Origin of the sequence: Amycolatopsis lexingtonensis (genome assembly GCF_014873755.1) — a bacterium.
GTDB lineage: Bacteria > Actinomycetota > Actinomycetes > Mycobacteriales > Pseudonocardiaceae > Amycolatopsis > Amycolatopsis lexingtonensis.
Window position 1 is genome coordinate 9,709,192 of record NZ_JADBEG010000001.1, and the last position, 15,767, is coordinate 9,724,958.

At 70.4% G+C, this 15,767-nt stretch carries 10 protein-coding genes; 5 read left to right on the forward strand and 5 right to left on the reverse strand.

Annotated elements, in window-relative coordinates; all coding sequences use genetic code 11:
* The first annotated feature begins 124 nt into the window (after nt 1-124).
* Entirely contained in the window at nt 125-1,021 is an 897-nt protein-coding gene (locus H4696_RS45005) for an ROK family protein (RefSeq protein WP_086864382.1), read from the forward strand.
* 66 nt (nt 1,022-1,087) lie between these two features.
* Here the strand turns inward: H4696_RS45005 and H4696_RS45010 are convergent, their stop codons facing one another.
* Complete coding sequence (locus tag H4696_RS45010; RefSeq protein ID WP_086864389.1) at nt 1,088-1,873, reverse strand: DeoR/GlpR family DNA-binding transcription regulator; 786 nt, start codon at nt 1,871-1,873, stop codon at nt 1,088-1,090.
* Nucleotides 1,874-1,970: 97 nt separating this feature from the next.
* The gene (locus H4696_RS45015) at nt 1,971-2,603 is read right to left on the reverse strand and encodes an RICIN domain-containing protein (protein ID WP_086864383.1); all 633 of its coding nucleotides are present in this window, start codon (nt 2,601-2,603) and stop codon (nt 1,971-1,973) included.
* A gap of 234 nt (nt 2,604-2,837) precedes the next feature.
* Between H4696_RS45015 and H4696_RS45020 the strand changes: the two genes are divergently transcribed.
* Nucleotides 2,838-3,851 carry an ArsR/SmtB family transcription factor gene (locus H4696_RS45020; RefSeq protein WP_225955989.1) on the forward strand — a complete coding sequence of 338 codons (1,014 nt, stop codon included), beginning with the start codon at nt 2,838-2,840 and terminating at the stop codon, nt 3,849-3,851.
* 162 nt (nt 3,852-4,013) lie between these two features.
* Here the strand turns inward: H4696_RS45020 and H4696_RS45025 are convergent, their stop codons facing one another.
* Nucleotides 4,014-4,586 carry a TetR/AcrR family transcriptional regulator gene (locus H4696_RS45025; RefSeq protein ID WP_086864385.1) on the reverse strand — a complete coding sequence of 191 codons (573 nt, stop codon included), beginning with the start codon at nt 4,584-4,586 and terminating at the stop codon, nt 4,014-4,016.
* A gap of 83 nt (nt 4,587-4,669) precedes the next feature.
* Between H4696_RS45025 and H4696_RS45030 the strand changes: the two genes are divergently transcribed.
* The gene (locus H4696_RS45030; protein WP_086864386.1) at nt 4,670-5,545 is read left to right on the forward strand and encodes an SDR family oxidoreductase; all 876 of its coding nucleotides are present in this window, start codon (nt 4,670-4,672) and stop codon (nt 5,543-5,545) included.
* Nucleotides 5,546-5,602: 57 nt separating this feature from the next.
* On the opposite strand, the gene H4696_RS45035 is transcribed toward H4696_RS45030, so the two are convergent.
* Nucleotides 5,603-7,051: a glutamate synthase subunit beta gene (locus tag H4696_RS45035; protein ID WP_086864387.1), complete on the reverse strand. Its 1,449-nt coding sequence runs from the start codon at nt 7,049-7,051 to the stop codon at nt 5,603-5,605.
* Nucleotides 7,044-11,615: a glutamate synthase large subunit gene (gene gltB, locus H4696_RS45040; RefSeq protein WP_192782890.1), complete on the reverse strand. Its 4,572-nt coding sequence runs from the start codon at nt 11,613-11,615 to the stop codon at nt 7,044-7,046. The genes H4696_RS45035 and gltB overlap by 8 nt, the downstream gene beginning before the upstream one ends.
* Before the next feature lie 532 nt (nt 11,616-12,147).
* On the opposite strand from gltB, the gene H4696_RS45045 reads away from it, so the two are divergent.
* Together H4696_RS45045 and H4696_RS45050 are read left to right on the forward strand one after the other, a co-directional pair.
* Nucleotides 12,148-12,777, forward strand: a complete 630-nt coding sequence (locus H4696_RS45045) for a YigZ family protein (RefSeq protein WP_086865439.1) — start codon at nt 12,148-12,150, stop codon at nt 12,775-12,777.
* Between the two features lie 265 nt (nt 12,778-13,042).
* Nucleotides 13,043-15,733, forward strand: coding sequence for a GH92 family glycosyl hydrolase (locus H4696_RS45050; protein WP_225955990.1), 2,691 nt, complete (start codon nt 13,043-13,045; stop codon nt 15,731-15,733).
* Nucleotides 15,734-15,767 lie beyond the last annotated feature (34 nt).

The window sequence follows — 15,767 nt, forward strand, 5'->3', positions numbered from 1 at the left end:
GGCGGGGGTCACAGTGGCGCGACCGCGCGGACTTGCACCGCGTTCCGGAATCTCCTCGTCTGGCCGGTTGAGCGTAGGTCCGCCGTTCGGGGCGAGTCAATGTGACAATGCCGCGGTGACTCGAATGGTGGCGGCCCTCGATGTGGGCGGGACGACGATCAAGGCGGCGTTGCTCGACGAGCAGCTGCGGCCGCAGGCGGCCCTGCGGGCGGAGACGGCGCGCAGTGCGGACGGGACGGCGCTGGCGGCGCAGGTCGTCGACATCGTGGCCGCGCTGGCGGAGCAGGCGGGCACCGGGCGGCCCGCCGCCGTCGGCGTCGTGGTGCCCGGGATCGTCGACGAGGAGACCCGGATCTGCCACTTCTCCGCGAACCTCGACTGGCGCGAGGTGCACTTCGGCGAGCTCCTGGAAGGACGGCTCGGGCTGCCGGTGGCGTTCGGGCACGACGTCACCGCGGGCGGCATCGCCGAGTTCCGGGTCGGCGCGGGGCAGGGCGCGACGAACGCGGCGTTCATCCCGGTCGGCACCGGGATCGCGGCCGCGCTGCTGCTCGACGGCCGGATCCACCGCGCGCACGGGCAGGCGGGCGAGGTCGGCCACATCGACGTCGGCCACCCCGGCAAGTGCGGTTGCGGCGCGACCGGCTGCCTGGAGGCGATCTCGTCGGCGGCGTCGATCGCGCGCCGCTACACCGAGCGCACCGGCCGCCCGGCCGACGGTGCCCGCGAAGTGGTGGAGCTGGCCCGCGGCGGCGACGAGGTCGCGGTCGCCGTGGTCCAGGACGCCCTCGACGGCCTCGGCCACGGCATCCGGACGCTGCTGACGCTGCTCGGCCCGGAGGTGATCGTCCTGGGCGGCGGCCTGTTCACCGCGGCCGACTACGTGCTGGAGCCGGTGCGCGAGTGGCTGGCGGCGCACCTGACGTTCCAGAAGATGCCGGAGCTGCGGATCGCGAAGCTGGGCGACGAAGCCGGCCGCCTCGGCGCCGGCCTGCTCGCGTTCGACCTCCTGGACGCCTGAGCCGCGCCAAGTCCGTGAATGCCACATCGAGGGACCAAGTGTCCGTGAATGTGGCATTCACGGACTTCACGCCAGGAGGACGTCGACCCCGGCCGCTTCGAACGCCGCGATGTGGCCGGGGTCCGCGCCCGAGTCCGTGATCAGCCGGTCGACCGCCGCCGTGTCGCAGATGCGGGCGAACGCGTGGCCGCCCAGTTTGCCGCTGTCCGCGATCACCACCACGTGCCGCGCGCGCGAAGCCATCAGCCGGTTGATGCTCGCCTCGCCTTCGTGGTGGGCGTACGCGCCGCGCTCGGCGTCGAACGCGTCCACGCCGAGGAACACCAGGTCGAGGGTGATCTGGTCGAGGAACAGGCTCGCCAGTGGCCCGGTCAGCTCGAAGGAGTGCTGCCGGGCGACGCCGCCGGTCACCACGATCTTGATGTGCGGGCGCACCGCCAGCTCGTGGGCGATGTTGAGCGCGTTGGTCACCACCGTCAGCGCCGGCGAGCCGTCCCGGCCCGGCGGTTCCGGGCGCAGCGCGATCGCGCGGGCGACCTGGGTGCTCGTCGTGCCGCCGTTGAGCCCGATCACCATGCCGCGTTCGGCCAGCCGGGCGGCGGCGGCGCTGATGCGCTGCTTTTCGGGGGCGTTGCGCGCGGCTTTGTGCCGCAGCGGCAGGTCGTAGGCGACGTTGCTGGCCACCGCGCCGCCCCGCGTGCGGGTCAGCAGCTGGCGGCCGGCCAGGTGGTCCAGATCGCGCCGGATCGTCGCGGCGGAGACGTCGAGCTCTTCCGCGGAGGCCTCGACGTCGATCTTTTCCCGCTGCCCCACCATGTCCAGCAGTGCGCTGAGCCGTTCGTGCCGGTCCAAGCCCATCCCTCCGCAGCACCTTCCCAATCTGCAAAGGTACTACGCGGAAGCGAAAACGCGGGCCCCGAACGGGGCCCGCGTTCCCTTGCCTAGCGGATCAGAACCACCACTGGGACTTGCCGCCCGCGATGAAGTCCCACAGCTGCAGCCGCGTGCCGTTGCCGCCCACCGAACCCTCGGCGGTCAGGTAGCGCGGGCTGGCCGGGGTCTGCTGGCGCAGGTAGCCCTCGGGGATCTCGGCGAGCGTCCACCACTGGTTCTTGCCACCGGCCTGGAAGTCCCAGAGCTGGATCTTGGTGCCGTTCTTGCCGATCGAGTTCGCGTCGGCGTCCAGGTACCGGCCGCTCTGGTAGTTCTGGAACCGGTAGTAGCCCTCCGGGTTCTGGGTCAGCCACCACGCCTGGTTGGCGGCGGTGTCGTTGCAGTCCCAGAGCTGCACCTTGGTGCCGTTGGCGTTGATGGTGTTCAGGTCGGCGTCCCAGCAGCGGCCGAAGGCCACGGACTCGATGATGTACGGGCCCGGGTCGACGGCCGCGGCGGCCATCGTGTTCGTCGACTTCTTCTGCTGGACGCCGGCCACCTTCGCCGGGCGCAGCTTGAGCTGGCCGAGCGACGTGACCGCGGTGCCCTTGCCGTCGGCGGGCGCGGCACCGGCCTGCGGCACGGCGACCAGGCCGAGCAGGCCCGCGGTCGCGGCGACCGTCACCATCAGGCGCTTCATCTTCGTCATCGTTCCCCTTTTCGGATCATTCGGTGTGCTGACGACGAAGGCGCGCGGCAACCGGCGCCGGGCCGTCGTGGCCCGGCGCCGGAAACGTGCCGGCGAATCCCCCTCGTCGAGACCGCGAACCCCCGAAAGCGGTCTCTGGAGCCATCATTCAGGGCCCGTCGGCCCCCGTCGAGAAGATTTCCCGGAGAGGCAAAAACGCAGGTCAGGTTTGTAACGGAACGAGATCTTCACCCGATGGAGGAGCAAAGACCCGGGGGAATCGTGCGCATCGAACTGACGTTGCCGGACCTCGTCCGCGTCGGCCTCGCCGCCGCGGCCGACCCGATGGGTGAGCTGGCCGCGAGCCTGCAGGTCCTGCAGCGCCGCGACGGCGGCCGGAACGCGGCTTCGGCGGCGTTCAACCGGTGGCGTTACCGGGTTTGGCAGGGCCTGCCGGACTCCGCGGCGGTGCTGATGTGGCTTTGCCGCCCGGACGCGCCGATCCCGGAGTTCCTGGTGCCCGCGGCGGGCCGCTACGACCTCGAGACGGGTCTCGCGGCGGTGCTGAAGGCGGACTCGGTGAGCCTCAAGGCCGCGCTGCGCACCGCACCGATCGACCGCGACCTGCCGCCCTGGGCAGCGGCCTTCGCCGACGGCGACACCGCCGGCCTGCCCCGGCTGGTCCAGGCCATGCAGGACTACCACGACCTGGCGCTCGCGCCGGGCTGGGACATGCTGTGCGCCCAGGTGGACGCGGACCTCGGCATGCGCACGCAGGTGCTGCTCCACGGCGGCGTCGACGCGCTGCTGACCGGCCTGCGCCCCAAGGTCCGCTGGACGGCACCGGTCCTGGAGACCGACGACGGGCTCCCGAGCACGCTCCCGTCGGAAGGCACGGGCCTGCTGCTGGTCCCGACGTACTTTTCGGTGGCGCCGTCGCTGGTTCCGCCGCTGCCGGGCGGCGTTCCCCGGCTGCTCTACCCGTGCGTCCGGCACGCGGCGCACACCGCGGGAGTCGACCGCGCGGCCCGGAAGACCCCGGGCAACGCGCTGGCGGACCTGCTGGGCCCGACCCGAGCGGCGGCACTGACGATCCTGGCGGTCGGCTGCTCGACCTCGGAACTGGCGGCCCGGCTGGGGGTCACGCCGTCGGCGGTCAGCAAGCACACGACGGTGCTGCGGCGCGCGGGGCTGATCATCACGCACCGGGAGCGGAATACGGTGCTGCATTCTTTGACGCCGCTGGGAAGCGCTCTCTTGGATCGGTGAAGGCCGGTCGCGCGCGGTCCCACTCGCTCGCCAAAGGTCTTGAATGACTCATTCAGGTCACCGGAGGTCCTGAATGACTCATTCAGGACCATTGCCGCGCGGTCTCGGCGGCCGCGGTGGAGCGGAAGGCCGCCCCGCGGTGACGTCGAGGCGCCAGGTCCCTCAGCCGAGGGAGGCGGTCGCCGCCACCAACTCCGCCAAAGCCTCCCGGGAAAGCTCCCCGAAACCGCGTTCGTTCGACGGCTCCACCCACCGCGCGAAACCCGTCGTGAAAGCCAGACCGCCCACCTCCGCGGCCAGGCTCGCCGCCGGTTCCCCGACTCCGCGCTCCCGCAACGCCCCGGCCATCGCGGCCGTCAGCTTCGCGCGCTTCAGCAGTTCACGCTCCCGCAGGTCACTGTGCCCCGCGACCACTGCCTTCACCTTCCGCGCCCACTCGCGCCGCTCGGGCCCGAACACCTCGCCGGTCGCCGCGAGCGCGGCCGAGATCGCCTCGATCGGCGTCGCCTCGGCCGGCGCCGAAGCGATCGCGTCAGAAAACAGGCGGGTCAGGATTTCCTGCCCCGCGAACAGCACTTCGCGCTTGTCGGCGAAGTGGCGGAAGAACGTGCGCTTGGTCAGGCCGGCGCGCTCGGTGATCTCGGCGACGGTGACGCTCTCGTAGCCGCGGTCGAGGAACTCCGCCACCGCGGCGCGCATCAGCCGCTCGCGCGTGTTCGGCTCCCAGCGGCTCATGCGTCCAGCTTAGGTGATGGCACCCGGTGTCATCACGGTGCTATGGTGATGGCACCAAGTGTCATCACTGTGCGGAGGTCGTCATGCGTGTTTTCGTCACCGGTGCGTCCGGCTGGATCGGCTCGGCGCTCGTGCCCGAGCTCGTCGGCGCGGGCCACGAGGTCGTCGGACTGGCCCGGTCGGACGCTTCGGCGGCCGCGGTGGAGTCGAGGGGCGCGGACGTGCTCCGCGGCGACCTGACCGACCTCGAACTGCTGAACAAGGCCGCGGAGCGCGCCGACGCCGTCGTCCACCTCGCCTTCGGGCACGACTTCAGCCGGATCGCGGACGCGATCGAGACCGACGCGCGTGCGGTCGAGGCAATGGGTGCGGCGCTGGCCGGGAAGCGTTTCGTGCTCGCGTCGGGGACGCCCGTCGTGCCCGGGCGCGCGTCAGTGGAGGACGACAACCCGGACGGCGCCGGGCCGGTCGCGGGCCGCACCGAAATCGCCCGCTCGGTCGTCGCCCTGGCCGGCCGCGGGGTGCGGTCGTCGGTCGTCCGGCTGCCGCGGTCGGTGCACGGCGAAGGCGACCGGCACGGCTTCGTCAGCCGGCTGATCGGCCTGGACCGCGAGAAGGGCGTCTCCGCGTACGTCGGCGACGGGACGCAGCGCTGGCCCGCGGTGCACGTCCTGGACGCCGCGCACCTGTTCCGGCTCGCGCTGGAGCAGGCGCAGCCGGGCGCGGTGCTGCACGCGGTCGGCGACGAAGGCGTGGCGATCCGCGACCTCGCCGCGGTGATCGGTGACCGGCTGGGCCTGGCGCCCACGTCGGTGCCGGCCGAGGAGCTGGGTTTCCTGGGCCTGATCCTGTCGGTCGACCAGCCGGCGAGCAGCACGCGCACGCAGGAGCTGCTCGGCTGGCGGCCGACGCGACCGGGCCTACTCGAAGACGTCGAGAAGGGGCACTACTTCGGCTGAGCAGTGGGACAGCGCCGGCGGAGGTGGCGACAGTGACACCTCCGCCGGCGCCGGGTTCTACGCGATCGGCCGGTCCGTCGGCGCGATCGGGGCGGGCAGGAAGTCCCGCCCGGTCAGGAAGGCGTCGACGCCGGCCGCGGCGCTGCGGCCCTCCGCGATCGCCCACACGATCAGGGACTGGCCGCGGCCCATGTCGCCGGCCACGAACACGTTGTCCAGGCTGGTCTTGAACGCCTTGTCGCGGACCACGTTGCCGCGCCCGTCCAGCTCGACGCCCAGGTCTTCGAGCAGGCCCTGCTTCTGCGGGCCGAGGAAGCCCATGGCCAGCAGGACGAGCTGCGCGGGCAGCTCTCGCTCCGTGCCTTCGACGGGGACGAACTTGCCGCCCTCGTTGCGCACCTCGACCAGCTTCAGCGCCCGCACGCGACCAGCCGAGTCACCCAGGAACTCCTGCGTGTTCACCGCGTACAGCCGCTCGCCGCCCTCTTCGTGCGCCGAGGACACCCGGTAGATCATCGGGTACGTCGGCCACGGGTGGGCGTCCGACCGGGTCTCCGGCGGCTTGGGCATGATCTCCAGCTGCGTCACGGACTTCGCGCCCTGGCGGTGCGACGTCCCGACGCAGTCCGCGCCGGTGTCGCCGCCGCCGATCACGACCACGTCCAGGCCCGAAGCGTCGAACGGCGACTTCTCCAGCTCGCCCGAGGCGACCCGGTTGGCCGGCGGCAGGAACTCCATGGCCTGGTGGATGCCGTCGAGCTCGCGGCCGGGGATCGGCAGGTCGCGCCAGTCGGTCGCGCCGCCGGCGAGCACCACGGCGTCGTGGGCCAGCAGCTCCGCCACCGGCAGGTCGACGCCGACGTTGACCGACGCCCGGAACTCCGTGCCCTCGGCCTCCATCTGCTTGAGCCGGCGGTCGAGGCGCGACTTCTCCATCTTGAACTCGGGGATGCCGTAGCGCAGCAGCCCGCCGATCTTGTCGGCCCGCTCGTAGACCACGACGCTGTGGCCCGCGCGCGTGAGCTGCTGCGCCGCGGCGAGACCCGACGGGCCGGAGCCCACGACCGCGACCTTCTTGCCCGTACGAACCGGCGGCACCTCGGGCGTGATCCAGCCTTCTTCGAAGGCGCGGTCGACGATGGAGATCTCGACGCGCTTGATGGTCACCGGGTCGTCGTTGATCCCGAGCACGCAAGCGGTTTCGCACGGCGCCGGGCACAGCGTGCCGGTGAACTCCGGGAAGTTGTTCGTCGCGTGCAGCCGCTCGATGGCCTGGCGCCAGTCGTCCCGCCACACCAGCGTGTTCCACTCGGGGATGAGGTTCCCGAGCGGACAGCCCTGGTGGCAGAACGGGATGCCGCAGTCCATGCAGCGGCCGGCCTGCTTCTCCAGCTTCGTCGTCGCGAAGTCTTCGTAGACCTCCCGCCAGTCCATCAGCCGGAGGTCGACGGGACGGCGCTTGGGTTCTTCGCGCGTGGTGGTCAGAAAGCCCTTGGGGTCAGCCATGTGCGGCCTCCATGATCGCCTCGTTCACGTCGCGCCCGTCACGCTCGGCCTGCACCTGCGCCGCGAGCACGCGCTTGTAGTCCTTCGGCATGACCTTCCCGAAGCGGTCGACGCCCGCGTCCCAGTCGGCCAGCAGTTCCCGCGCGACCGCGGATTCCGTTTCGTCGTAGTGCTTTTCCAGCGTCTCGCGCAGGAAGTCCGCGTCCTCGGAGTCGAGCGGGTCGAGGTCGACCATCTCCGGGTTGACGCGGTGCGCGGGCAGGTCCAGCACGTAAGCGATGCCGCCGGACATGCCGGCCGCGAAGTTGCGCCCGATCGGGCCGAGCACGACCATCCGGCCGCCGGTCATGTACTCGCCGCCGTGGTCGCCGACGCCTTCGACGACGGCCAGCGCGCCCGAGTTGCGCACGCAGAACCGCTCGCCGACCTTGCCGCGGATGAAGATCTCGCCGCTGGTGGCGCCGTAGCCGATCACGTTGCCGGCGATGATCTGCTCCTCGGCGACGTAGGTCGCCTCCTTCGGCGGCCGCACGATCAGCCGGCCGCCGGAGAGGCCCTTGCCGACGTAGTCGTTGCCGTCGCCGATCAGCCGCAGCGTGATGCCCTTCGGCACGAACGCGCCGAACGACTGGCCCGCGGTGCCGGTGAAGGTGACGTCGATGGTGTCGTCGGGCAGGCCTTCGCCGCCCCACCGCTTGGTCAGCTCGGAGCCGAGCATGGTGCCGACGGTCCGGTTCACGTTGCGGACGGGCAGCTCCAGCCGCACCTTGTCACCGGAGTTCAACGCGCCTTCGGCCAGCTGGATCAGCGTGTTGTCGAGCGCCTTCTCCAGCCCGTGGTCCTGCAGCGTCTGCTGCAGGCGCAGGCCCGCCGGGGCCAGCTCGGGCACGTGGAAGATCGGCGACAGGTCCAGCCCGGCGGCCTTCCAGTGGTCGATCGCCTTGCGCTTGTCGAGGAACTCGGCGTGCCCGACCGCCTCGGCGATCGACCGGAAACCGAGCTCCGCCAGGTACTCGCGCACTTCCTGGGCGATGAACTCGAAGAAGTTGACGACGTATTCGGCCTTGCCGCTGAACTTCTCGCGCAGCTTCGGGTTCTGCGTCGCGACGCCGACCGGACACGTGTCGAGGTGGCAGACGCGCATCATGATGCAGCCCGACACCACCAGCGGCGCGGTCGCGAAGCCGAACTCCTCGGCGCCGAGCAGCGCCGCCACGATGACGTCCCGGCCGGTCTTGAGCTGGCCGTCGGTCTGCACCACGATCCGGTCGCGCAGCCGGTTGGCCAGCAGCGTCTGCTGCGTCTCGGCCAGGCCCAGTTCCCACGGGCCACCGGCGTGCTTGATCGACGACAGCGGCGACGCGCCCGTCCCGCCGTCGTGGCCGGAGATGAGCACGACGTCGGCGTGCGCCTTCGACACGCCCGCCGCGACCGTGCCGACGCCGACCTCGGACACGAGCTTCACGTGGATGCGCGCGTTCGGGTTGGCGTTCTTGAGGTCGTGGATCAGCTGCGCCAGGTCCTCGATCGAGTAGATGTCGTGGTGCGGCGGCGGCGAAATCAAGCCGACGCCCGGCGTCGAGAACCGCGTCTTCGCGATCCACGGGTACACCTTCGCGCCGGGCAGCTGTCCGCCCTCGCCGGGCTTCGCGCCCTGCGCCATCTTGATCTGGATGTCGTCGGCGTTGACGAGGTACTCGCTCGTGACGCCGAACCGGCCGGACGCGACCTGCTTCACGGCGCTGCGCCGCTCCGGGTCGTACAGCCGCTCCGCGTCTTCGCCGCCCTCACCGGTGTTCGACTTGCCGCCGAGGCGGTTCATCGCGATGGCGAGGGTCTGGTGCATCTCCATCGAGATCGAGCCGTAGGAGATGGCGCCGGTGGCGAACCGCTTGACGATCTCCGAGACCGGCTCGACCTCCTCGATCGGCACCGGTGCGCGCTTGCCGTACTTGAAGTCGAACAGCCCGCGCAGCGTCAGCAGCTTCTCGGCCTGGTCGTCGACGGCCTTCGTGTACTCCTTGAAGATCTCGTACTTCCCGGACCGCGTGGAGTGCTGGAGCTTGAAGACGGTCTGCGGGTTGAACAGGTGCGGCTCGCCCTCTCGGCGCCACTGGTAGTCCGCGCCCGTTTCGAGCTCGCGGTGCGACGCCCGGACGCCGTCGGCCGGGAACGCGTACTTGTGCCGCTTCGCGACCTCGTCGGCGAGGGTCTCGAAGCCGACACCGCCGAGGCGGGAGGTCGTGCCGGTGAAGCAGTTGTCGATGACCTCTTCGCCGAGCCCGATGGCCTCGAAGATCTGCGCGCCGGTGTAGGACGCGACGGTCGAGACGCCCATCTTGGACATCGTCTTGCGGACGCCCTTGCCGAGCGCCTTGATCAGGTTCTGCGTCGCTTCCTTCGGCGTCACGCCCGGGATCAGGCCCTGGTGGGCCATCTCCTCGACGGTCGCCATCGCCAGATACGGGTTCACCGCGGCGACGCCGTAGCCGATCAGCAGCGCGATGTGGTGCACCTCGCGCGCGTCCCCGGCCTCGACGATGAGGCCGACCTGCGTGCGCGTCTTCTCGCGGACGAGGTGGTGGTGCACCGCGCCGGTCAGCAGCAGCGAGGGGATCGGGGCGTGGTTCTCGTCGACCCCGCGGTCGGACAGCACGATCAGCCGCGCGCCGTCCTCGATCGCCTCGGACACCTCGGCGCGGATCTCGTCGAGCCGCTTGACCAGCGCGTCGCCGCCGCCGTGGACGTTGTAGCGGCCGAGCACCGTGACGGCCTGGAACTCGGGCAGGTCGCCGTCGTCGTTGACGTGCACGAGCTTGGCGAGCTGGTCGTTGTCGAGCACCGGGAACGGCAGCACGATCCGGCGGCAGCTCGACGCGTCGCCGGTCAGCAGGTTCGGCTCGGCGCCGATCTGCGTGCCGAGCGCGGTGACGAGCTCCTCGCGGATGGCGTCCAGCGGCGGGTTCGTCACCTGGGCGAACAGCTGGATGAAGTAGTCGAAGATCAGCCGCGGCCGGCTGGACAGCGTCGCGATCGGCGAGTCGTTGCCCATCGAGCCGATCGGCTCCGCGCCGGTGCGGGCCATCGGCTCGAGGATGGCTTCGAGCTCTTCCTCGGTGTAGCCGAACGCCTGCTGGCGGCGGACGAGCGCGGCGTGCAGCGGGACCTCGCGGTCGCGCTCGGGCAGGTCGTCCAGGTGCAGGAGACCGGCCTCGACCCACTCGTCATACGGGTGCGCGGTGGCCAGCTCGGTCTTGATCTCCTCGTCCTCGATGATCCGGCCCTCGGCGGTGTCCACGAGGAACATCCGGCCGGGCTCGAGGCGTCCCTTCCGGACGATCGTCGCCGGGTCGATGTCGAGCACGCCGACCTCGGAGGCCAGCACGACGAGGCCGTCGTCGGTCACCCAGTACCGGCCGGGGCGCAGGCCGTTGCGGTCGAGGACCGCGCCGATCTGGGAGCCGTCGGTGAAGGCGACCAGCGCCGGGCCGTCCCACGGTTCCATCAGCGTGGAGTGGAACTCGTAGAAGGCGCGCCGGGCCGGGTCCATCTCCTGGTGGTTCTCCCAGGCCTCCGGGATCATCATCAGGACCGAGTGGGGCAGCGAGCGGCCGCCGAGGTGGAGCAGCTCCAGCACCTCGTCGAACGACGCCGAGTCGCTGGCGCCCCGGGTGATCACCGGGTAGATCCGCTTGAGGTCGCCCGGGACCAGGTCGGTCTCGAGCAGCGCCTCGCGGGCGTCCATCCAGTTGCGGTTGCCGCGCAGGGTGTTGATCTCGCCGTTGTGCGCGACGTACCGGTACGGGTGCGCCAGCGGCCACGACGGGAAGGTGTTGGTGGAGAAGCGGGAGTGCACCAGGCCGATGGCGCTGGTGACGCGCTCGTCGGTGAGGTCGGCGAAGAAGCGCTCGACCTGCGGCTCGGTGAGCATTCCTTTGTAGACGATCGTGCGCGAGGACAGCGACGGGAAGTACACGTCGTCCTCGACGAGCTCGTGCTCGGCGCGCTTGCGGACGCAGAAGGCGCTGCGCTCGATGTGCAGCGGGTCCGAGTGCTCCGGCTTCGGGCGGCGCGCGGTGAGGAACAGCTGCGTGAAGTGCGGCATGGTCTCGGCCGCGGTCGGCCCGCAGTGCTCGGTGTGCACCGGCAGCTCGCGCCAGCCGAGGACGCGCATGTCCTCTTCCGCGGCGATGCGCTCGATGGTCGTCATGGCCCGGCCGCGGCGTTTTTCGTCCTGCGGCAGGAAAGCGGTGCCGACGGCGTAGGTGCCCGGCTCGGGCAGCTCGAAGTCGACGACTTCGCGGTAGAACTCGTCCGGAACCTGGATGAGCAGTCCCGCGCCGTCCCCGGTGTCCGGTTCGGCACCCCGCGCCCCGCGGTGTTCCAGGTTGCGCAACGCGACCAGGGCTTTGGCGACGATCGCATGATCTCGCCGCCCGGTCAGGTCGGCGACGAACGCGACACCGCAGGCGTCGTGTTCGTAGTCGCTCCGGTAGAGGCCCTCGGCCTCGGCGTTGCTGAACTGCTCCCCGGACGGGGGCAGGGAATTGGCACGGTGGGTCACGGCTGGCCGCCTCCCAAGGCGTTGGCGCGACCGGTACTCACTCCATCGTGTGGTTCGAGCTGAACCGGTTAACGAAGTGGTCCGGTACCGCGATGGTCAGTCGAGAACAGATGCTGTTGTCGAAGTGCAAGATGCCGCGTGGCGCCGGCCGGGCGGCGATGCTCGGAAACCGGACGTGGGCATCTGGGAGGCCGCACAACACTGGGCAGCCGAACATGTCGGGTGCTGCGTGCGCGCACAGACCGGCCACTGTGGTGGGGGCCGGCCGGGGCGCGCGGTGTTACTCCCGGGTTCGCCGGGTCTTATGACGATAGTGTGAATTCGCTGTTATCGACATACGTCGTTGCCCCCGGGTGGGAAATGCCACGCTTACGTTGACGGGCCAGGGGGTAGTCCCATATGCCGGGCTGTCGCTCCCGAATGACGGTTCGAGACGCTTCTGACCTGCGAAAACGTCTGTCCCAAGTGGTCTGGGGCACGTGCCGGGGCGCCGCGGCGGGGTGGGAAGCTGGGGGCATGACGGACTCCGCCGATGACTGATCGTTATCTCTCCGTGGCTCGATCCGGGGTCCACGAGATCGAGATCAAGCGCTCCCGGTTCCTCTGCGCGCTCGCCCCGGTGACGTCGGAGGAGGCCGCGCGCGAGTTCATCGCGGGCCGCCGTCGCGCCGAACCGGGGGCACGACACCACTGCCACGCCTTCGTTCTCGGCCCCGACGGCCGGACGCAGCGCTCGAGCGACGACGGCGAACCGGCCGGTACCGCGGGTACCCCGATGCTGGAAGTGCTGCGCCGCCGGGAGGTCACGGACGCGGTCGCGGTGGTGACGCGCTACTTCGGCGGGGTGCTGCTGGGCGCGGGGGGATTGATTCGCGCGTACGGACAGTCCGTTTCGGAGGCACTGGAAGTTGTTGGTGTACTAGAACACCGGCGTCTCGCGTTGGTGGAAGTGGCGGTGAGCTACGACCGCGCGGGCCGGCTGGAGAACGACTTGCGCGCGTCGCCGTACTTGCTCCACGCGACTCGCTTCGACGAGCGGGCGCGGTTCGAGATCGGGCTGGCGCCGGGGGAGGCGCCCGCGTTCGAGAGCTGGCTGGCGGACTTGACGAACGGCGAAGCGACGACGACCGCGCTCGGCGACCACTGGGCGACCCAAGGCTGAGCGGCCGCCGAGTGGTCCACCGCCCCTGACTGGTCCGGTCCGCGGATCGCTTGGCGCACAACGAACTTTCGGTGCTTCCGCCGGAGGGTCCCGCCGTGGCACCATGTCCTGCCACCGAGTTCCGGTACCACTTCGATCCCCTCGACGTTGTCAGCGCGGCACCCGCCGATCTGACAACGTTGTCACGACGCCCGACAACGTTGTCGCCCGGCGGAAAGCGTGCGACAAGGAGAGGAAGGGTTCCATGTCCGGACCACTCCCGAGGATGCGCAGACGGGTGCGCGCGGCTTTGCTCGCGGCCGCGCTCGTCGGTGCGGGGCTCGCCGCGACACCCGCCGACGGCGCCACGTTAGCCCTTACGCAGTACGTGAATCCCTTCATCGGCACCGACAACAGCAACTCGCCCAACCCGGTGCCCGGCGGCGCCGGCGGCAGCACCTACCCGGGTGCCACCGTGCCGTTCGGGATGGTGCAGTTCAGCCCGGACACCCCGACCGCGTCGCCGTCCGGGTACCGGTACAGCGACACGAGCATCGAAGAATTCAGCCTCACCCACTTCAACGGCGCCGGCTGCCCCAACAACGAAGACCTCGGCCTGCTGCCGATCACCGGCGCCATCGGCACTTCGCCGGGCACCGGCTGGACCGGGTACGCCGGGCGCTACACCAAGGCGAACGAATCGGCCGCGCCCGGTTACTACAAGAACAAGCTCGACAACTACAACACCACCGTCGAGCTTTCGGCGACCAAGCGGTCCGGCTCGATGAGGCTGACCTACCCGAACACGACGTCCGCGCGGCTGCTCGTCAACACCGGCCGCAGCGCCACCGGCAACCGCAACGGGTCGATCTCCATCAGCGGCAGCCAGCTCACCGGTTCGGTGACCGGCGGCGGTTTCTGCGGTTCTTCCAAGACCTACCAGATCTTCTACGTGATCCAGTTCGACCGCGCGCCCAGCGGGTTCGGCACCTGGCTCGGCGGCACCGTGAGCGCGGGATCCGCGAGCACCAGCGGCACGAACTCCGGCGGGTACGTCACCTTCGACACCTCCAGCAACACCACGGTGCAGGCGAAGGTCGGCATCTCGTTCGTCAGCCTGGCCAACGCGCAGGCGAACCTCGCCGCGGAGAACCCCGGCTTCGACTTCGCCGGCGTCCGCGGCGCGGCCGACACGAGCTGGAACGACGTCCTCAACCGCGTGCAGGTGACCGGCGGCGCGGCCGCGGACCTGCAGAAGTTCTACACGGCGCTGTACCACGTCTTCCAGAACCCGAACATCGCGAGCGACACCAACGGCCAGTACCGCGGGTTCGACCAGGCGATCCACGCGGCGTCCCACACCGTCTACCAGAACTACTCCGGCTGGGACATCTACCGGTCGTGGGCCGCGCTGATCGGGCTGCTCGCCCCGAACGAGGCCAGCGACATCGCGAAGTCCATGGTGCTGGACGGCCAGCAGGGCGGCCTGCTGCCCAAATGGTCGCACAACAGCAACGAGCACTTCGTGATGACCGGTGACCCCGGGCCGATCATCGTGGGCAGCATGTACGCCTTCGGGGTCCGCGGCTTCGACACCGCGGCGGCGTTGACGTTGATGGACAAGAGTTCCAACGGCGGCACCGCGCAGGGCCAGGCGATCCGCGGCCGGGAAAGCGGCTACCTCAGCCGGCACTACATCTACGAAGACCCGTCGGACTCGCTCGAATACTCGGCGTCGGACTTCGCGATCGCGCAATTCGCGAAGGCGGTCGGCGACACGGCGAAGTACAGCACGTACATGCAGCGTGCCCAGTGGTGGCAGAACGTGTTCGGCACCGACTCGGGCTACGTCCAGCCGCGCGGCAGCGACGGGAACTGGGCGTGGCCGGTCGTGCCGTCGAGCGACAGCGGGTACACCGAGGGCAACCCGTCGCAGTACACCTGGATGGTGCCCTACAACTACCAGGGCGTGATCAACCTGATGGGCGGCCGCCAGACCGCCGTCCAGCGGCTGGACCACCACTTCACCCAGCTCAACGGCGGCCTCACCCAGCCGTACTTCTACATCGGCAACGAGCCGGAGCACGGCGTGCCGTGGGCGTACGACTACGCGGCCCACCCGCAGGGCGCCAGCTCGGCGGTGCGGCGCGTGATGAACGAGTCGTTCACCACCGGCGCGGGCGGCCTGCCCGGCAACGACGACCTCGGCGCGACGTCGGCGTGGTACGTCTTCGCGGCGCTGGGCATGTACCCGGCGACGCCGGGCGCGGACGTCCTGGCCCTGCACGGCCCGCTGTTCCCGTCGGTCTCGATCGTGCGCCCGAGCGGGACGATCCAGATCACCGGCTCCGGCGCGGGCCAGGGCGCGCAGTACGTGCAGAGCCTGAGCGTCAACGGGACCGCGACGACCAAGTCGTGGATCCGCTACGGCGACATCGCGGGCGCGTCGAGCCTGAGCTACACGATGGGCTCGTCGCCGAGCAGCTGGGGCACGAGCACCGCGGACGTCCCGCCGTCGTACAACGACGGGTTCACGCCGCCGCCGGCCGCGCCGGAGCTGGGCACGAACCTGGCGCAGGGCAAGGCGGCGACCGGCTCGGCGACCTGCAACTCGGCCGAGACCGCGGACAAGGCCGTCGACGGCAGCCTGGCGAACAACAGCAAGTTCTGCAGCACGGCCGCGACGAAGTTCCTCCAGGTCGACCTCGGGTCGGCGCAGAACGTGTCCTCGTTCGTCGTCAAGCACGCCGGCCTCGGCGGGGAGACGACCGGCTGGAACACCGGCGCCTTCACGATCCAGACGTCGACCGACGGCAGTACGTGGACGACGGTCGCGAACGTGTCGGGGTCGCGGGCCAGCCGCACTTATCACCCGATCACGACGCGGTCGGCCCGGTACGTGAAGCTGAACCTCACCACGCCGGCGAACGACGGCAACGGCGCGGCCCGGATCTACGAGTTCGAGGTCTACCGCTGACCCACCGGTCGTGAGTGCTGAGTCGGGTTAGAAC